Below are 18496 nucleotides of genomic sequence, written 5' to 3'. Positions count from 1 at the left end.
TTTGAACGTTCGAGGGTGCCGCGGAGAACTGTCCGAACGACACCCTCAAGGTGTATCTGGACGGACGTGCGTCCACACGTCAGAACTGGTCGAGCGAGCGGTTCATCCCCTTGCGGACCTCGACGACGAGGGCATCGAGGTCGAGGCCGAGGACGGACTCGGCGGCCGCCCCCACGGCGTCGGTGTGGGCCGCGGGTGCGTAGACGCCGAGTCGCCACTGCTCGGTCTGGGCCTGTCGGAGCGCGTCGACGAGTCCCGACTGCGTGCCCAGTCGGCGGACCTCCCCGTTGACGACGACCCGCGAGGTGGACTCCTTCATGCTCGGTCGCGGCTGGACGTCGATGACCACCGATTCCGGGTCGATGCCCACCGCCTCGGCGATGTCGGCCTCGTACTCGAGGACGCGCTCGTGGTCGGCGTCGATGAGGTCGTCGTCGACGTCGTCGTACTCGGCCCAGACGGCACGCTTGAACAGGTCGCGCCGGTCGAGTCGGTCCGCGAACTCGGCACTCTCCTCGTGGGTCCGCAGCGCGACGAGCAGGTCGTGGTCGTCCCACCGACGGAACGTCTCGGCGTCGACGACACTCGCATCGAGCAGTCGTTCGGACCCGCGCCGGAGCATCGCCTTCGAGATGCGCGCGACGTGGTGGTTGTAGACGGTCGGGTTCATCAGGGCGCGGGCCAGCAGGAGCGACTCCGCGCTCTGGACGTTCCCCTCCGCGAGCACGAGCGAGTCCTCGACGAACCGCAACTGGCGGACGAGTCGGCCGTGGTCGATGGTCCCGTACGGGACGCCGGTGTGGTGGGCGTCGCGGACGAGGTAGTCCATCCGGTCGACGTCGAGTTCACCGGAGACCAGCTGGCCGAACCGGCCCTTCCCGGCGACGAGGTCGGCGACCTTCCGGGGGTTCAGGTCGTGGAGTTCGAGGACGCGCGCCACCTCGCCGCGCTCGATGAGGTCGTGGACCTCGTCGTGCATCTTGCCGGTCCGCCGCTCGACGAGGTGTTCGGTGTTGTGCGAGAACGGGGCGTGCCCCACGTCGTGGAGGAGGGCGGCGGCGCGGACCCGGTCGGCGTTCCGTCCCTCGACACCGAGGTGGCCGAGCGCCTCCTCGGCGAGGTGGTAGACCCCGAGCGAGTGCTCGAAGCGGGTGTGGTTGGCGGAGGGGTAGACCATCCCGACCGTCCCGAGTTGCTTGATGTGTCGCAAGCGCTGGACGGGCGGCGTGTCGAGGAGTTCCTCGGCCACGCCACGGACGGCGATGTGGTCGTGGACGCTGTCCTTGATGGTGTTCATTGGCCGAGGGTTCGTCGCGTTCGCAGATAAGCCTCCGGCATCGAGCCAGTGCGTCTCGGGCGGTCGCTCTCACTGAATATCGAGACAGCGCAAGCCCTAATTCGGGTGCTCTCATAGTCCGATTATGACGACGTTCCTCGCCGGTGGGACGGGGACGCCCAAACTGCTGGCCGGCGCGGACGCGGTGTTCCCCCCGGCCGAGACCACCGTGATCGGGAACACCGGCGACGACGTGGTGCTCGGGGGCCACCTCGTCTGCCCGGACATCGACACGGTGCTGTTCCTCGACGCGGAGATGCTCGAACGGGACCGGTGGTGGGGCATCGCTGGCGACACCGACGAGACCCACCGCGAACTCGAGCGGCTCGCGACGAAGGCCGGCCTCGACGGCCGACCGGGCTACCTCCCCGAGCGCCTGCAGACCGAGGGTCGACCGCTGGCGAACTGGCGCCGGTTCTCGGCCGTCGCGGAGTTCATGCTCATCGGCGACCGCGACCGGGCGCTGCACCTCACCCGCACCTCGCTGCTCGACGAGGGCCGCACCCTGACCGAGGTGACGGATATCCTCGCGGCCGCCTACGACGTCGAGCGGACGCTGTTGCCGATGAGCGACGACCCGGTCGCCTCGCTCGTCCACGTCGACGGCGGGCCGGGCCGCCAGCCGTTCCAGCACTTCCAGGAGTGGTGGGTGGGCCACCGGGCCGAGCCACCGGTCGACCGGGTCGAGTTCCGGGGGGCCGAGGCCGCCGAACCGACCGACGGGGTGCTGACTGCGCTCACCGAACCCGTCGTGGTCGGGCCGTCGAACCCCATCACGAGCATCGGGCCGATGGTCGCGATGGAGGAGTTCGAGCGCGCGCTGCACGAAACGCCCGTCGTCGCCGTCTCCCCGTTCGTGGGCGACGAACTCTACTCGGGGCCGGCGGCGACCCTGATGGCGGCGATGGGCTACGAGGCCTCCACCGCGGGCGTCGCGGAGGCCTACCCGTTCGCCGACGCGTTCGTCCTCGATACGGAGGACGACACCGAACTCGACCGACCCGTCATCCACACGGACACCTCGCTCGACGAGGACCACGACGCCGAACGGGTCGCCCTCGCGGTGAAGGACGCGCTGGAGGTCGTCGCGTGACGTTCACCCCCCGCGTGGCCGTCGCGTCGCTCTCGGGGGCAGCCGACGCCGCGTGGGCCCGGCGGGCCGCCCCGTACGTCGGCTGTGCGTTCCTCGGAGGCGTCTCACTCGACGGGCCGACCCGGGAGGCGGCCCGCCGGCTCGTCGACCGGGACCGCTCCGAGTTCCTGCCCGACGACCCCGTCGCGTTCGTCGGCGCGCAACTCGACGCCGTCGCGGACCTCGAGGTCCGGCCCTCCGTCAACGTCCGGACGACGACGCTCGGGCCGCTCCGACAGGTGGCGCGGGTCTGCGCCGGCCACGACGCCGTCCTCGAGGTGAACGCCCACTGCCGGCAGGCGGAGATGCGCGAGGCGGGCGCCGGCGAGACGCTCCTGCGCGACACCGACCGGCTGTGCGACCAGGTCGCCGCGGCCAGCGAGTTCGCCACGACGAGCGTGAAGGTCCGGACCGAGGTCGAGGGGGTCGACCTCCCCGCCCTCGCGGCCGCGCTCGAAACCGCGGGGGCGGACTGGCTCCACGTCGACGCGATGGACTCCGAACCCGTCGTTCGCGAGGTGCGCGAGGCGTGTGACTGCTTCCTCGTCGCGAACAACGGTGTCCGTGACCGCGCGACGGCGACCGAGTATCTCGAGTACGGCGCCGACGCGGTGAGTGTGGGCCGCCCGAGCGACGACCCCGTCGTCCTGCGCCGGGTCCGCGAGGCCGTCGACGCGTGGTTCGCCGACCGCGAGGTGACGGCGTGACCGGTCGCGACTCACCCCGAACGTCCGTCGAGAACGCCGAACTCGCCCTGTTGCTGGAGGTGGCCGGCACGCCCAAGCCGGGCAACGTCGACCGGCACCGGGACCACGACGACCTGCGCTTCGAGCACTTCCTCGCGGGCGCGGTGGGGGCACGCCGGGGCCTCGCGCTCGCCGCCGACCACGACCACGCCGTCGGTGAGGCGTTCGAGCGCGCCGTCGAGGGGATGTCCCACCAGCGCGGCGGGAACACGCAGTTCGGGGCGCTCCTCCTCCTCGTCCCGCTCGTCCGGGCTGGGAGCGATGGCCGCGCCCTGACCACCGAGGCCGTCGAGCACGTCGTCGCCGACACGACCGTCGACGACGCCGTCGCGTTCTACCGCGCGTTCGAACACGTCGACGTCGCCGTCGGGGACCCGCCGGAGGGGCTGGATGCTCTGGACGTGCGCCGCGGGGGCGCGGCCGAGCGGGCGCTCCGCGAGCGCGGCCTGACACTGGCGGACGTGATGGCACTCTCCGCCGAGGTGGACGGCGTCGCTGCCGAGTGGGTGCGCGGGTTCGAACGCACCTTCGAGGCCGCCGAGTGGCTCCTGGCCGACGAGGGGTCGGCTCCCGACCGCGCCGCACGCGTCTTCCTCCGACTGCTGGTCGACGAGGTGGACACCTTCGTCGCGAAGACGGCCGACGAGGCGCGCGCGACGGAGGCGACGAGGCGGGCACGCGCCGCCCTCGACGGCGAAGAAGAGGCGGAGGCGCTGGCCGACGAGTTCGTCGAGCGCGGCATCAACCCCGGGACGACGGCCGACCTGACCGCGGGGGCGCTGTTCGTCGCCCTCGAGCGGGGGCTGGAGGTCTGAGATGGGCGCCGAGGGGTGGCCCGACGCCGTGCGACTCCGTGGCGTCACCGAGAGCGTCGTGACGACGCTCGGGCCGAACGAGCGCTGGAACCTCGCGGCCCTCGGCTTGCGGGCGCCGGCACTCGACGAGGTGGGTGGGGACCGCGTCACCGCACGGACGTGGGGCCGGACCCGGACGTGGCGGAACTTCGACGAGCGTGGCGAGGGCGTCGTCCAGTTCGTGGCCGACCCGCGGACGTTCGTGGACGCCGCGCTCTCGGTCCGGGAGCAGGACGACCCGGTCATCGACGAGGCGGCCGCGTGGGTCCGCGTCGACGTGACGGAACACCGCTCGGGTGAGGAGGGCGACACCCAGTGGGTCGACTGGGCGCTCGCACCGACCGAGTCGGTCGTGCGCGAGCGGACGGTGCCGACGTTCAACCGTGGGTACGGCGCCGTCGTGGAGGCCACCGTCGCGGTGTCGCGTCTGGACGTGCCCGGCTACGACCGGACGGCGTTGCTCGAGCGGTTGCGGTGGCTCGAGTCGGTGGTCGCCCGGGCCGGTGGGCCGGCCGAGCGGGAGGCGTACGCGCGGGTCCGCGAGTACGCCGACGCGGAGTGGTGAGAGCCGACGTGGGGTCGTGAGGGTGGCCGCGGGGGCGTCCGTTCCGAACCGCTTTTGTGGCGAACCGCCCTTCGACCGGTAATGGCCATCAAACCCGCCTACATCAAGAAGATCGGCAACCGACTGCTTGAGCGCTATCCCGACGCGTTCTCCCACGACTTCGAGCACAACAAGGACGTCATCGGCGAGGTGACCAACGTCGAGTCGAAGGGCGTGCGCAACCGCATCGCCGGGTACATCACCCGAAAGAAGCGTCCCGTCGCCGCGTAAGCCGGTCTCCTCCCCGTTCTCGCCACGCGTTCGACACCGGCAGGTCGACCCACGTTCCGACGGATACTTGTCTGACTGGCCAGTCAGTAAGTGCAATGAGCGAGAGCGACGCCCCCGAGCGGGGTGAGACGACGGACCGCATCATGCGGGCCACCTACTGCGCACTCTGTCGACACGGCTACGCCGACCTGACGATGCAGGACATCGCGGACGAGTCGGACCTGAGCAAGGCCGCGCTGCACTACCACTACGAGTCGAAGGCAGCGCTGCTGGAGTCGTTCCTCGAGTTCCTGCTGGACTCCTTCCGCGAGCGGGTCGACGCGGTCGAGAGCGACGGGCCGCGCGAGCGTCTCGGTGCGCTCGTCGAGTTGCTGTTCGAGCCGCCGGGGGGCGACGCGGACGCGGAGTTCCGGACGGCGATGCTGGAGTTGAAGGCGCAGGCACCGTACGCCCCGGCGCTGCGCGAGCGTCTGGCCGAGTTCGACGCGTACCTCCGCGGCGAACTGACCACGACGCTGGAGCGGGCGGCCGAAACCGGCCTGCTCCGCGCGGAGGTGTCCCCCGAGACGGCCGCCGAGTTCGTCGTGACCGTCTCGAGCGGTGCCCACACGCGTCGGGTGGCGCTGGACCGGGAGACGACGGCCGCCGAGTCGGCGCTCCGTGACTACGTCGACGACCTGTTCGTCGAGGAGGCGGCCGCGTGAGTCGGCTCGACTGGCTCCGCGAGAAGTTCGCCACCGTGTTCCGCGGCCGCGAGCAGGTCGACCTGACGGAGGGGGGCATCGCGAAGCCGCTGTTCTTCCTCTCGTTGCCCATCGTCGTCACGAACCTGCTCCAGACGGCCTACAACCTCGCCGACACGTTCTGGCTCGGCCAGTTCTCGAAGGAGGCGCTCGCGTCCATCACGTTCGCGTTCCCGATGGTGTTCCTCCTCATCTCACTGGGCTTCGGGGTGAGCGTGGCCGGCAGCGTCCTCGTCGCGCAGAACGTCGGGAAGGGCGACGAGCGACAGGCGGAGTTCGCCGCCTCCCAGACCATCACGTTCTCGTTCGTCGTGAGCGCCATCCTCGGTATCCTCGGCCTGCTGTTCGTGGGTGACGTGCTGACCATCTTCGGGGCCGAACCCGTCGTCCTCGAGGGTGCCACCGACTACATGCGGGTCATCTCCGCCGGCCTCCCGCTCATGTTCGGTTTCTTCGTGTTCACGGCGCTGATGCGGGGGTACGGCGACACCGTGACGCCGATGCTCGTGCAGTTCGGGACGGTCGTCCTCAACATCGTCATCGACCCGTTGTTCATCTTCGGCGTGCCCGCCATCGGCCTCCCCCAGCTGGGCGTCGAGGGGGCCGCCTACGCGACGGTCATCTCCCGCGGGCTGGCGATGGTCGTCGGTCTCGCCATCATGTTCCGTGGTAACCGCGGGGTCCGCATCCACCTGGGCGACATGACGCCCGAACTGGGCTACTTCCGGCGGATGCTCGACATCGGCGTCCCGGCCAGCATCGAGGGGACCGGCCGGGCGGTGTCGGTCAACCTGATGCTCATCATCGTCGGCCTCTACTCCACCACCGTCGTCGCCGCGTTCGGTGTCGGGGTGCGCGTCTTCTCGACCATCTTCCTCCCCGCCATCGCCGTCGCTCGTGGGGTGGAGACGATGGCCGGGCAGAACATCGGCGCGGGCAAACAGGACCGCGCGCAGGCCACCGCCGACTTCGCCGCGAAGGCCTCGTTCGTCGTCCTCGCGCTCGCCGGCGTCGTCACGTTCGTCTTCGCGGAACCCATCGTGGCGCTGTTCACCGACGGCCCGCAGGTCATCGCCGAGGGCGCCAACTTCCTCCGCATCGTCTCGCCCTCGTTCGGCTTCATCGGCATCGTCCGATCGTACTCGGGCGCGTTCCGCGGGGCCGGCCAGACCATCGTCGCGGCGGCCATCTCCATCTCCACGCTCGCGGCCATCCGCCTCCCGACGGCGTGGTTCGCCTCCCAGCCGATCGGCCTCGACCTCGGCCCGACCGGTATCTGGGCCGCGTTCGTCGTCTCGAACGTCCTCGGTGCCGGACTGGCGTTCGGGTGGTTCCGCCGCGGCGGCTGGCGCGACGCCGACGCGACGCGGGGGGTGGGGTCCCCCGGTGGCGATGCCGCCGACGGCAGCGACGCGGACGCCGCGCCGACCGACGACTGAGTCGGCCCACTGGACGGACGTCCGGTTCGCCGGCCGCATCCCGCCGCCCGGTTGTGGCTTTCGGAACCGTTTAGAGGAGCCTCGTCCCTATCCGTGACAATGAGCATCCGCGTAGGCATCCTCGGCGCGACGGGCGCCGTGGGCCAGCGACTCGTCCAGCTGCTCGACCCGCACCCCGACTTCGAGATCGCCGCACTGACCGCCAGCGAGGCCTCGGCCGGGCGGTCGTACCGCGCCGCCGCCAAGTGGGGGCTGGACTTCCCCATCCCCGATAGCGTGGCCGAGATGACGGTCCGGGCCACCGACGCCGACGAGATCCCGGACGACGTGCCGCTCCTGTTCTCGTCGCTCCCCTCCTCGGTCGGAGAGGCGGTCGAGCCCGGTCTCGCCGAGGCGGGCTACGTCGTCTCCTCGAACTCCTCGAACGCCCGGATGGACCCGGACGTCCCGCTCGTCATCCCCGAGGTGAACGCCGACCACCTCGATCTCCTCGAGGTCCAGCGCGACGAGCGCGGCTGGGACGGCGCGCTCCTGAAGAACCCGAACTGCTCGACCATCACGATGGTCCCCACGCTGGCGGCGCTCGACCAGTTCGGCCTCGAACGCGTCCACGTCTCGACCCTGCAGGCCGTCTCCGGCGCCGGCTACTCCGGCGTCACCTCGATGGAGATCCTCGACAACGCCATCCCCCACATCGGAGGCGAGGAGGAGAAGATGGAGGACGAGTCGCGTAAACTGCTCGGCGGGTTCGACGGCGCCGAACTCGACCTCCACGGGATGGACGTCTCGGCATCGTGCAACCGCATCGCGACGCTCGACGGCCACCTCGAGAACGTCTGGGCCGACACCGCGCAGGACGTGACCACCGAATCCGCCGCCGAGGCGATGGCCGACTACCCGAGCGCGGACCTCCCCTCGTCGCCCGCGCCGCTTATCCACACGTTCGAGGACCCGGAGCGGCCCCAGCCCCGACTCGACCGGATGCTCGGTGACGGGATGGCCGTCTCCGCGGGCGGCTTCCGCGAGACGCCGGAGGGCGTCCAGTACAACTGCCTGTCGCACAACACGCTGCGGGGGGCGGCAGGGGCGAGCATCCTGAACGGGGAACTGCTCGCCAGAGAAGGCTACCTGTAGGAACCCACCTTTCACTCGTCGGGTCGCGCGAAGCGCGACCACTCTCTGCTCACGGCGCTCGGAAGACGCGCCGCGTCTTCCGCAGCCCATCGGAGATATCCGAGGACGGCGAAGCCGCCGTTCGCACGGTATGCGGGAGCTCCGGCCCCGCACTGCTCGCAAACACGTGGGGAACCACTGCGCTCCTCGGGCCTTCGGCCCTCGGAGCGGGTCGCGAATCGGGTGGTGACAGCACTACCCCGCGACCGCGACCTCCCGTGTCGCCCGGTGGGTTCGCTCAGACGATTCGCTCGTCCACGACCACGCCGTTCTCCTCGTGGATGCCGGCCGGGAGTTCGTGCTCGGGGACCTCGACGTAGAGCCGTTCCTCTCCCGCCGGGCTCGACAGCACGAGCCGGTCCTCGTAACCGATGAGGAATCCCCAGCTGTCGTCCTGCGTGCGCTTCAGCAGTTCGATGCCGGTGTGGAACTCGCCGTCGGGACCGCCGTATATCGGGGTTGGCATACCGACTGCGAACTCCCGATACCTCTTGAAGGAACTCGCAGAACCGTCGAAACGTCCGGCGCGGGGACTCGGGCTACTCCTCCACGAGGAGGAAGTCGTCGCCACGCTCGGGCGCCCGGCGGCCGGCGTACTCCCCGAGCAAGGCGATACCGAACCCGCCGAGGACGGCGAAGGCGGCGACGACGTACTCGCCGTGGGTGGCGATGACCGGGAAGTACCGCGCGTTCGTCGCGAGGAGGTAGTTCAACGCGGAGAACACGCCCGCGTCGATGCCGGGCGAGGAGAGCGCCACCCAGAAGGCGACGGCGAAACAGCCGCCCGTCACGCCCCCCGAGAGCAGACCGTGGCGACCACCCCCCTCGACGTGGTCGACGATGCGGCCCGTGGCCGCACCCGCGAGCAGCCCCGTCGCGAGGACGAGCGGGACGGCACTCCAGCGGAGGCTGGCGAACGGCGGCACCGAGAGCACCGCGAGGTGGCCGAGACCCCACAGCGTGCCCACGCCCACCGCTCGCCAGTCCGTTCCCATCGACCTTCGGTAGGTGTGCCGGGGTCAAGTGTGCTACGGCAGGGACGGTGCGGGTCGGGGCCGGCCTGCGCCCCTCGCCCGTATCGCAAGGTTCCTGCCCTCCCCGTCCGGCGAACGGGTATGCAGTTCCTGCACACCTGCCTGAACGTGGCCGACGCCGACCGGTCGGTCGAGTGGTACACCGAACAGCTCGGCTTCGAGTTCTCGTGGGAGTTCGAGACGGCCGACGGCGAGACGCGCAACCGCTACGTCGCCGACGAGAACGGCGTCGAACTACAGCTCTCGGAGACGCGGGGCGTGACCCCCGAGGACCACGGCGAGACGTGGGACCACCTCGCGGTCGGCGTCGAGGACGTGGACGCGGCCTTCGCGGAGATCGAGCACCACGGTGTCGTGAAGGAACCGGGCGACCAGCCAGAGGCCGGCGCGCGGACGGCCTTCGTGAAGGACCCCGACGGGCACGTCGTCGAACTCATCCAGCCGCTCGAAGACTGAGACCGCCTCTTCTGTCTCGAGTCGTCTTCCCAGTCCCTCGGGCCAGCGGGCAGACCGACGCGTCACGGTACAGCCTGTACCGTGCTAGTAACCTCGTCTCCCCCGCGGATGGCGCCCCACTCGCTCCTCCCACGGGGGACTGGCTGGGACCGACCCGACACCACACCCACCGCGCGGTCAATCGATTTAAGCCGGCCCCGGACACCCACCGTGATATGCGCAACGTAGACGTCGCCGTCGTCGGTGGGGGGCCCGCTGGCTCCTCCGCCGGGTACGCGGCGGCCAGCGAGGGGGCCGATACCCTCGTCGTCGAGAAGGGGGTCCCCCGAGCCGACCGGGAGGAGCTGGGGCCGGACTCGACGGACGCCGCGGGCATCCTCGACTACTGGGTCGACATCATGGACCTGGACGAGGAGATCCCCGGGTGGGTCAAGCACCGCGAACTCACCGGGGCGGACTTCGTCGGTCCGAACAGCGAGGTGAACCTGAACTCGACCGGCATCGACTCCTCGTACCCCGGTTTCGGCTTCACGATGCACCGCGCTCGGTTCGACGACTGGCTCCGCGAGCGAGCCGAGACCGCCGGCGCGGAGTATCGGGTCGGCACGGGCGTCCGCTCGGTCGACTCGGACCTCGTCGGGACGCCGAGCCACACCCTGACGCTCAAGGACGGCACGGAGATCCGAGCCGACTACCTGATACTCGCGGACGGCCCCCAGCGAACAATCACGGGCACGGTCCTCGAGCCGCTCCTCCCCGACGGCGAGTTCGAGCGGATGGCCACGAACACGGCCAACCACATCGCCTACCAGGAGTACCGCGAGATACCCGACGAGGTGTACGAACCCGACCGCCTGAAGTTCTGGTGGGGGTACATGCCCGGGCACACCGCCTACCCGTGGGTGTTCCCGAACGACGGCAACGTCGCGCGCGTGGGCCTGACGATGCCCATCGGCCTCGACATCGACGAACTGGAGGACCGCGACAGCTACCGCCTCCTGCGCCCCGAGGACGAGCGAATCCCCGCTGGTAAGACGTACATCGAACGGCTCATCGAGGAGGTGTACCCGGACCTCGGCGTCGAGGCGTTCCAGCTCGTCGAGGACCGCGGCAAGCGCGGCGGCACCGAGACGTACCCCATCTCCTCCACCCGCCCCATCGAGTCGCCCACGCGGGCGAACGTGGCCGTGGTCGGCGGGGCGATGGGCGCGACGAGCGCGTTCCACGAGGGCGGGGACCACACCGCCGTCCGGTCGGGTCAGATAGCCGGGCGTCTCGCCGCGCTCGGCGCGATGCGCGCGTACAACACGGAGTGGCAGCGCGCGATGGGCGACGAGGTGCTCCGGTCGGTGGCACTCGCCGAGATGGTCGATGGGTACGGCCCCGACGACTGGGACCGCACGTTCGGCCTCGTCGACTCCATCATGCCCGAGGACGGCTTCTACGACGTGAAGGACGCCCTCTTCGCGGGACTCTACGGCGCGAAGCTCTTCGCGGGCTACAAGTGGACGAAGTTCCGCTACCGGCGGGGTCGGTACTGCCAGATACGCGAGGACGACTACGCGGTCTGACCGGCGGTCCCGAACTCGTCGGTGGGGTCGTCGAGGAACCGTGAGCGAAGGTCCGGGCCAGGGATCATGCAGGACTCCTTCTTGCCGAAGAGCCGGTAGCGGACCCGGCCGAGCAGGTCGTACCCCACGTCACGGACGGGGCGGGGGACGACCCGCGCGAGCCACAGGGCGCGCCACGGTTGCTCGAGGTGCCGGGCGATACGGACCGCGCCGTCGCTCTTGGTGTGGACCCCGTCCTCGCCGAGGTAGACCAGCGAGTCGAAGTAGTCCGCCGCCAGTCCGTGCCGTTCGAGGAGCGCGGCCCCAACCTCGGACTGGAGGGGTGCGAAGCGGAGCGTCCCGTCGTCGTGTTCGTGGATGAACCGGACCGACCACGAGCAGAAGTTACAGACGCCGTCGAAGAGGACGACGGCCCCACCTTCGGGCACCTCCGCCAGCGCCCCGTCGGCCACGTCCGTCGCTGTCTCGCTCACACCACACCTACGCGCTCCCGACACCTGAAGGTTCGTAACAGGGAAACCCCTCGCCGCGCTAGGTGTCGTGCGTACCTCAAGTCCCCGCCCGGAGTACGTATCAGGGTGCGGTGATGGTGCGGAGAACCCGGGTGCGCGACAGCACGTGGAGCTGGCACTCGCCCGAAAGGAGTGCCCGACCGGCGCGCGCAGCGCCACCTGCCTCGACGGCTGACGCCGTCTCGGCACCCGTCCGCGCCAGCCGGCGCGGACCGCCCGGCACGAGGGTTTCCCAGTCGACGCGGCACGCCGCCTCGGGATGAGACTGGTCGTTAGTGTTCCGGGCGACACTCCACCGCCGCCGAGCGGTGGCCACGTCCCACGAGGCCGACCGGTCGACACGGCGCGCCTGAGGAGTCCACGTGCGTGCTTTTGCCCGCCGGGCGCGTAGAACGCGCAGTGACCTCCGACACCCCGAACAGCCCACCCGACGAGTTCCGCAAGCGAACGCTCACGCCTCGGACGGTCCCCCACCACGCGGCCCGGGGCCTCCTGAACGTCCCCGCGCTGGTCCGAGCGAACCGTTCGGATCGCGTCTCGCCGGCGTTCGCCGAACGGCTGATGCTCGCCACGACCGCCGTCAACGAGTGTCGGTACTGCGCCCGCTTCCACGCCGGCCTCGCGCGACAGGCCGGCGTCGACCAGTCGACGGTGGACGCCATCCTCGAACGGGACGGCGTCGCGGTCGTCGACGACCACGAACGCCCGGCGCTCGTGTTCGCGCAGCGGTACGCCGAGACGGACGGCCACCCCGGCCGGGAGGCCATCGCGACGCTCGTCGACACCTACGGGCCGGAGACGGCCGCCGACCTCCGGGCGTACGTCCGGGCCATCCACGCCGCGAACCTGCTCGGCAACACCGTCGACGCGGTGGGCTACCGGAGTCGTCGGCTGGTCGGTGGGTGCGTGGGGCGACTCCACCGGACGACCGTGGGGTCAGGCTCGTCGGAACGGTAGGGTCGAACTCGCGAACTCGGGGCGACTCGTAGACCGACGGTGACACCACCCGTCGCCGGGCGCGGTACCCTCGCCGCCCCTCGAGTACCGTGTGGTCCGCCCACGCACCTCACAGAACCGGCAGAAAGTGCCGATACGGCTGGGAGACCCCGGAACCTCGCCGGATGCGTCGAGAATCCAGCGTGGAACCGACTGTACGGTAGAGTACTCGTGTCGTATCGCACGAGCGTCGACCGTGCGTCTATCTCGGGTCGTCATTTCTGGACGAACATCGGAGGCCTTATACGTGGCACTCCGCTCCGTCTACTCGCAATGGCAACCGGAAAGGTTGATTTCTTCAACGACACTGGCGGCTACGGTTTCATCGACACTGAGGACTCTGACGACGACGTTTTCTTCCACATGGAGGACGTGGGCGGCCCGGACCTCGAGGAGGGCCAGGAGGTCGAGTTCGAGATTGAGGACTCCCCCAAGGGTCCCCGCGCGGCGAACCTGACGCGCCTGTAGACGCGACGGAACCACTCACGCCCGCTCACGCGGCGAACCACACGACACGATTTCTCTCGACGCCGACCGGTCAGCGGCGGCCACGGCTCTCCGACGGCGACATCGACGAGCGACGCGACCCCCTCGTCCGGCACCACGCCACTTATCTACCACTGGGTGCAACCACTCGGTTATGAAACGACGTACGTTCCTGACCGGCGTCGGCACCGCGGGTGCGGTCGGGCTGGCCGGGTGCACCGGGTTCGTCGGTGACGGCGGCGCACCGAGCGGCACGCTCACCGTGGCGACCTACTCCTCGTTCACCGGTGAGGGCACCGCGGGCAACTGGCTCAAGTCCGCGTTCGAGTCGGAGTACCCGGACGCGACGGTGGAGTTCGTCACGCCCGAGAACGGTCTGAACCAGTACATCCAGCGCGCCCAGCAGGATGCGCCCATCGACGCCGACCTGTACGTCGGTCTGAACACGGGCGAGCTCGTCCGGGCGGACGAACGGCTCGACTCGGACCTGTTCGTCAGGGTGGAGGCCGACCTCGACGGGGCGACGAACGTCAAGTCCGACCTCCGCATCGACCCGGACGGCCGCGCCATCGCGTACGACACGGGCTACATCACGCTCGTCTACGACGAGAACGAGGTGTCCGGCCCGTTCACCTTCGACGGCCTCCTCGAACCCGAGTTCGAGGACGCGCTCATCACGCAGAACGCCCAGCAGTCGGACCCCGGCCGGGCGTTCCTGCTCTGGACCATCGACGCCAAGGGCGAGGACGGCTACCTCGAGTACTGGCAGGGCTTGCTGGACAACGGCGTCACCATCCTGGACGACTGGGAACCCGCGTACAACGCCTACCTCGCCGAGGAGGCGCCGATGGTCGTCTCGTACTCCACCGACCAGGTCTACTACCACGGCCCGGACGTGGACATGAGCCGTCACCAGGTCGGCTTCGTCGAAGACCAGGGGTACGCGAACCCGGAGGCGATGGCGATGTTCGCCGGCACGGACGAGGGCGAGTTGGCCCGCCAGTTCATGGAGTTCGTCCTCACCCCCGAGGCACAGCGCGAGGTGGCCTCCCGGAACGTGCAGTACCCAGCCGTGGCGGGGGTCGAGATGCCCGAGGAGTTCTCACAGTACGCCTACGAACCCCCGGAAGCGGTCACGTTTACGTACGACGAACTCGCAGGCAACGTCAGCACGTGGATCGAAGACTGGGCACGGCAGGTCGCCAGCAACTGAGCGTCGGGGGAGCCTGCCCGTGAGCGCGCTCCGCGAGTCGCTCGAGCGACACGCACTCGCACTCGGCACCCTCGGCACGCTGGCCGTCCTCGTCGTCACGTTCTACCACCCGGTCGGGAGCGTCCTCCTGCAGGCGCTCGTCGACGGGGGGCGACTGACGGCCGGGCCGCTGCTCGCGGTGCTCGCCGACCCGTTCTACACCGGGGCGGCCAGCGGGCTGTTCGCCGACCCGCTCGGGGTGCCCGGTGGGGTCGCGGCGTGGCTGGCCGACGTCACGCTCTCGCCGTTCGACGTCCCACCGCTCGGCTTCGGCCTCGTCGGGTTCACCGCCTACCAGGCGGCGCTCTCCACCGTCGCCAGCGTGGCGCTCGGCCTCCCCGGCGCCTACCTCCTCTCGCGGTTCGAGTTCCGCGGCCGCCGGACGATACGGTCGCTCACCATCCTCCCGTTCGTCCTCCCCTCCGTGATGGTCGCGGTGGGCTTCCTCGCGATGTTCGGTGCCAACGGCGTGTTCAACGACGTCCTCGGCGTCTTCGGGCTGGGGCCGGTCCGGCTCCTGTTCACGCTGGAGATCATCGTCCTCGCCCACGCGTTCTACAACGCGCCGCTCGTGACCCGGCTCGTGACGGCGGCGTGGGAGTCCGTCGACGCCTCCGGCGTGGAGACGGCCCGCACGATGGGGGCCTCGCCGCGGCGGGCGTTCCGCGACGTGGTCCTCCCGCAACTGTGGCCGGCGCTGCTCACCTCGGCGCTGCTGACGTTCGTGTTCACGTTCATGACGTTCCCCATCGTCCTCGCGCTCGGTGGGTTGCGTCTGGCGACGCTGGAGGTGTGGCTATACGCGCGGGTCGGCGACCTCGCGCTGACCGAGGCGGCGGCCATCGGCACCATCGAGACGGTGCTCACGCTCTCCCTCACCTACCTCTACCTCCGCTACGAGGCCCGTACCGCCGGCACCACCGACCGTGGCCGGCCGCTCCCCCGGCGACCCCTGTTCGACGGGGTCGGCTCGCTGGCCGACCCGGTCCGTGTGGCGCTCCTCGGGTACGGTGCGGTGGTCGTCGTCGTGTTCGTCGGGCCACTCCTGAGCATGGTCGTCGAGAGCGTCACGGACCCGAGCGGCACGTTCACGACGGCCTACTGGGCGTTCCTCCTCGACCAGCAGACCGCGGCCGCGGCGGGGACGGTCCGTCCCCTCCCGGCGGTCCTCCGTTCGCTCGCGTTCGGCGTCGGGACACTCGCGATCGCGGTGCCGATGGGCGTCGTCGTCAGCGTCCTCTCGGTTCGGGGTGGTCGGGGGTCCAGAGCGGCCGAGGCCGTCCTCACCGCGCCGCTCGCGGTGTCGGGCGTCGTCGTCGGGCTCGGCCTGCTCCAGACGCTCGTGTTCGGGACCGTGCTGTTCGGCCAGCGTATCGTCGTCACGGGCGCCGTCGCGGTGGTCGCGGCCCACGCCGTCTCGGCCTACCCGTTCGTCACCCGGAACGTCGCCCCCGCGCTCGGCGGTCTCGACCCGCGGGTCGTGGACGCGGCCCGGTCGCTCGGCGCCTCGCGCGTTCGGACCCTGCTGGACGTGGAGCTGCCCCTCGTCTCCACCGCGGTCCTCGCGGGCGCGGCGTTCGCGTTCGCCATCTCCGTCGGGGAGTTCGACTCCACAGTCATCCTCGCGGAGGGTGTCGACAGCGCCACCATGCCCGTGGCGCTCGAACGCTACATCGGGAACCGCTCCATCGGCCCGAGTCTGGGTCCGGCGACGGCGATGGGGACCGTGCTCCTGGTGGTGACCGCGGGGAGCTTCCTCGTCATCGACCGGTTCGGGGGGAGGTACGAGCTGTGAGGTGCGCCCCGTCGAGTGGCGCGAGACGGCTCGGGGTCGCGAACGGCGAGCGGAGGGAGCCGTGAGCCACGACTCCGTCGCCGTCGAACTCGAGGACGTGAGCGTCCGCTACGGCGGCGTGACCGCGCTCGACTCGGTCTCGCTCTCGGTCGCCCCGGGAGAGTTCTTCACGCTCGTCGGTCCCTCGGGGTGCGGGAAGACGACCACGCTCCGGGTGCTCGCGGGGCTGGAGAGGCCCACCGAGGGGACCGTCCGAGTCGACGGCGAGGACGTCACCGACCGCCCCCCAGAGGACCGGAACGTCGGTATCGTCTTCCAGAGCTACGCCCTGTTCAACCACATGAACGTCCGCGAGAACGTGGGCTACGGGCTGCGGTTCCGGGACCCGCCGGACGACCGCTCGCCCGCCGCCCGCGTCGAGCACCTCCTTGACCTCGTCGACCTCGGTGGGATGGGCGACCGCGACCCGACGGAACTCTCGGGCGGGCAGCGCCAGCGGGTCGCGCTGGCACGTGCGCTCGCGCCGGGGCCGGACCTGCTCCTCCTCGACGAACCCCTCTCGGCGCTCGACGCCCGCCTCCGCGAACGGCTCCGCGTGACCGTCCGGCGTATCCAGCGCGAACTCGGGACGACGACGGTGTACGTCACGCACGACCAGGCCGAGGCGCTCGCGGTGTCGGACCGTGTCGCCGTGATGAACGCCGGCCGGATCGAGCAGGTGGGCCGGCCCGAGACCGTGTACCGCCGACCGGCCTCCCGGTTCGTCGCGGCGTTCGTCGGCGACAACAACCTCCTCGACGCCGAGGTGACGACCGACGGTGCGGCCCGACTGGTCGACGACACGGCGGTGACCGTCCCGCTCCCCGAGCTGGCCGACCGGCCGGCCGGCGACCGGGTGACACTCTCCGTGCGACCCGAGGCGTTCACGCTCGGCGAGGGTGTCGTCACGCTCCCCGTCAGCGTCGAGAACGTGGAGTTCCTCGGCGAGAGCTACCGCCTGCACTGTGCGTGGGCGGGCCGTGAGTTACTCGTGCGCTCGCGTGATCGGGCGACGGGCGACATCGAAGTCGGTTTCGACCCGGCGGAGGGACACCTCCTGTGAGCGACCCGACTCCCGACCCCGAACCGGCCCCCGCACTCGGCAAACTCGACCGGGCGTTCCTCGAACGGCACGTCTACCCGAACCTCGGAGCGACCCGCTCGGACGTGCTGGTCGGCCCGAGACACGGCGTCGACTTCGGCGTCCTCGAGGTCGGCGGCGAGTGCGTCGTCACCGCCACCGACCCGCTCTCCATCCTGCCGGCGCTCGGCCTCGAACGCGCCGGCCGACTCGCCCTCGACATCTGCCTGACCGACGTCGCCGTCTCCGGCGTGGGTCCCACCCACGTCGCCGTCGCGCTCACCCTCCCGCCCGAGATGACCGACGACGAGGTGGCCCGCGTCTGGCGGGGGATGGCCGACCACGCCGAGTCGCTGGGCGTGAGCGTCGTCACGGGCCACACCGGCCGGTACTCCGGGGTGGCCTCCTCGTGGGTCGGTGCCGCGACGGGGTTCGGCGTGGGCGACCCGGCCGACGTGGTCCGTCCGGACGGTGCCCGACCGGGCGACGCCCTCGTCGTCTCCACCGGTCCCGCCGCGGAGGTGGCGGGCCTGTTCGCCACGCTGTTCGGCGACCGACTCGACCTGCCGGCGGCGGTGCTGGCGACGGCGCGGGAACGGGTCGACGACATCGCCGCCGTCGCCGACGCACGGGCCGCCTTCGCCGCCGGCGAGGTGACCGCGATGCACGACGCCACCGAGGGCGGGGTCGCGGGCGGTCTGGTCGAGATGGCCCGCGGCGCCGGCGTGCGGTTCGACGTGGACCGCTCGGCGGTGCCGATGGCACCGGGCGTCGACGCCGTCTGTACGGCCGTCGACGTCGACCCGTGGCACGTCACCAGTTGTGGGACGCTCCTGCTCTCCGCCGCACCGGCGGACGCCGAAGCGGTGGTCGCGGCCCTCGAGGACCGTGGGACGCCCGCGGCCGTCGTGGGCGAGGTGTCGGCCGGCGAGGGCGTCTACGTCGACGGCGAGCACGTCGAACACCCGGACGTCGACCCCTCGTGGGCCGTCTACCGGGCGCTCAGCGAGGAGTGA

Annotated in this window: 20 protein-coding genes; 16 read left to right on the top strand and 4 right to left on the bottom strand. The window is 70.7% G+C overall.

Features of this window, described 5'->3' with window-relative positions:
• Positions 1–79 precede the first annotated feature (79 nt).
• Complete coding sequence (locus N0B31_RS08180; protein WP_260643375.1) at positions 80–1297, bottom strand: HD domain-containing protein; 1218 nt, start codon at positions 1295–1297, stop codon at positions 80–82.
• A 124-nt stretch (positions 1298–1421) separates the two neighbouring features.
• Here N0B31_RS08180 and cofD point away from each other — a divergent pair, with 124 nt between their 5' ends.
• The 8 genes from cofD (at position 1422) to asd (ending at position 8219) form a co-directional block, all read left to right on the top strand.
• Positions 1422–2429, top strand: a complete 1008-nt coding sequence (gene cofD, locus N0B31_RS08175) for a 2-phospho-L-lactate transferase (RefSeq protein WP_260643374.1) — start codon at positions 1422–1424, stop codon at positions 2427–2429.
• The gene (locus tag N0B31_RS08170) at positions 2426–3175 is read left to right on the top strand and encodes a tRNA-dihydrouridine synthase (RefSeq protein ID WP_260643373.1); all 750 of its coding nucleotides are present in this window, start codon (positions 2426–2428) and stop codon (positions 3173–3175) included. The genes cofD and N0B31_RS08170 overlap by 4 nt, the downstream gene beginning before the upstream one ends.
• On the top strand, positions 3172–4029 hold the full coding sequence (locus N0B31_RS08165) for a triphosphoribosyl-dephospho-CoA synthase (protein ID WP_260643372.1): 858 nt from the start codon (positions 3172–3174) through the stop codon (positions 4027–4029). Before N0B31_RS08170 ends, N0B31_RS08165 begins: the two co-directional genes overlap by 4 nt.
• 1 nt (position 4030) lies before the next feature.
• Complete coding sequence (locus N0B31_RS08160) at positions 4031–4633, top strand: DUF447 domain-containing protein (RefSeq protein WP_260643371.1); 603 nt, start codon at positions 4031–4033, stop codon at positions 4631–4633.
• A gap of 81 nt (positions 4634–4714) precedes the next feature.
• Positions 4715–4903, top strand: coding sequence for a 30S ribosomal protein S17e (locus N0B31_RS08155; RefSeq protein ID WP_260643370.1), 189 nt, complete (start codon positions 4715–4717; stop codon positions 4901–4903).
• 95 nt (positions 4904–4998) lie between these two features.
• Positions 4999–5607: a TetR/AcrR family transcriptional regulator gene (locus N0B31_RS08150; RefSeq protein ID WP_260643369.1), complete on the top strand. Its 609-nt coding sequence runs from the start codon at positions 4999–5001 to the stop codon at positions 5605–5607.
• Positions 5604–7085, top strand: coding sequence for an MATE family efflux transporter (locus N0B31_RS08145; protein WP_260643368.1), 1482 nt, complete (start codon positions 5604–5606; stop codon positions 7083–7085). Before N0B31_RS08150 ends, N0B31_RS08145 begins: the two co-directional genes overlap by 4 nt.
• A 99-nt stretch (positions 7086–7184) precedes the next feature.
• Positions 7185–8219 (top strand): aspartate-semialdehyde dehydrogenase, encoded by a 1035-nt coding sequence (gene asd / locus N0B31_RS08140; RefSeq protein ID WP_260643367.1) that lies wholly within the window; start codon positions 7185–7187, stop codon positions 8217–8219.
• A 277-nt stretch (positions 8220–8496) separates the two neighbouring features.
• On the opposite strand, the gene N0B31_RS08135 is transcribed toward asd, so the two are convergent.
• Positions 8497–8724, bottom strand: a complete 228-nt coding sequence (locus N0B31_RS08135) for a hypothetical protein (protein WP_260643366.1) — start codon at positions 8722–8724, stop codon at positions 8497–8499.
• Positions 8725–8797: 73 nt separating this feature from the next.
• Complete coding sequence (locus N0B31_RS08130; protein ID WP_260643365.1) at positions 8798–9253, bottom strand: hypothetical protein; 456 nt, start codon at positions 9251–9253, stop codon at positions 8798–8800.
• A 120-nt stretch (positions 9254–9373) separates the two neighbouring features.
• Between N0B31_RS08130 and N0B31_RS08125 the strand changes: the two genes are divergently transcribed.
• Together N0B31_RS08125 and N0B31_RS08120 are read left to right on the top strand one after the other, a co-directional pair.
• Complete coding sequence (locus N0B31_RS08125; RefSeq protein ID WP_260643364.1) at positions 9374–9748, top strand: VOC family protein; 375 nt, start codon at positions 9374–9376, stop codon at positions 9746–9748.
• A gap of 215 nt (positions 9749–9963) precedes the next feature.
• On the top strand, positions 9964–11319 hold the full coding sequence (locus tag N0B31_RS08120; RefSeq protein WP_260643363.1) for an NAD(P)/FAD-dependent oxidoreductase: 1356 nt from the start codon (positions 9964–9966) through the stop codon (positions 11317–11319).
• Here N0B31_RS08120 and N0B31_RS08115 read toward each other — a convergent pair.
• The gene (locus N0B31_RS08115) at positions 11307–11792 is read right to left on the bottom strand and encodes a thiol-disulfide oxidoreductase DCC family protein (protein ID WP_260643362.1); all 486 of its coding nucleotides are present in this window, start codon (positions 11790–11792) and stop codon (positions 11307–11309) included. The genes N0B31_RS08120 and N0B31_RS08115 overlap by 13 nt on opposite strands.
• 438 nt (positions 11793–12230) lie before the next feature.
• Between N0B31_RS08115 and N0B31_RS08110 the strand changes: the two genes are divergently transcribed.
• The 6 genes from N0B31_RS08110 to N0B31_RS08085 all read left to right on the top strand — a co-directional run bounded on the left by N0B31_RS08110 (position 12231) and on the right by N0B31_RS08085 (position 18496).
• Positions 12231–12788: a carboxymuconolactone decarboxylase family protein gene (locus N0B31_RS08110; protein ID WP_260643361.1), complete on the top strand. Its 558-nt coding sequence runs from the start codon at positions 12231–12233 to the stop codon at positions 12786–12788.
• A gap of 312 nt (positions 12789–13100) precedes the next feature.
• Positions 13101–13295, top strand: coding sequence for a cold-shock protein (locus N0B31_RS08105; protein WP_260643360.1), 195 nt, complete (start codon positions 13101–13103; stop codon positions 13293–13295).
• 172 nt (positions 13296–13467) lie between these two features.
• On the top strand, positions 13468–14526 hold the full coding sequence (locus N0B31_RS08100) for a thiamine ABC transporter substrate-binding protein (RefSeq protein ID WP_260643359.1): 1059 nt from the start codon (positions 13468–13470) through the stop codon (positions 14524–14526).
• Positions 14527–14545: 19 nt separating this feature from the next.
• The gene (locus N0B31_RS08095; protein ID WP_260643358.1) at positions 14546–16360 is read left to right on the top strand and encodes an ABC transporter permease; all 1815 of its coding nucleotides are present in this window, start codon (positions 14546–14548) and stop codon (positions 16358–16360) included.
• Positions 16361–16421: 61 nt separating this feature from the next.
• A complete protein-coding gene (locus N0B31_RS08090; protein WP_260643357.1) occupies positions 16422–17462 on the top strand; it encodes an ABC transporter ATP-binding protein in 1041 nt (346 codons plus the stop codon).
• Positions 17459–18496 carry an AIR synthase family protein gene (locus N0B31_RS08085; protein ID WP_260643356.1) on the top strand — a complete coding sequence of 346 codons (1038 nt, stop codon included), beginning with the start codon at positions 17459–17461 and terminating at the stop codon, positions 18494–18496. The genes N0B31_RS08090 and N0B31_RS08085 overlap by 4 nt, the downstream gene beginning before the upstream one ends.

This window comes from Salinirubellus salinus (assembly GCF_025231485.1).
GTDB lineage: Archaea > Halobacteriota > Halobacteria > Halobacteriales > Haloarculaceae > Salinirubellus > Salinirubellus salinus.
This window is presented reverse-complemented; position numbering and strand designations above follow the sequence as displayed.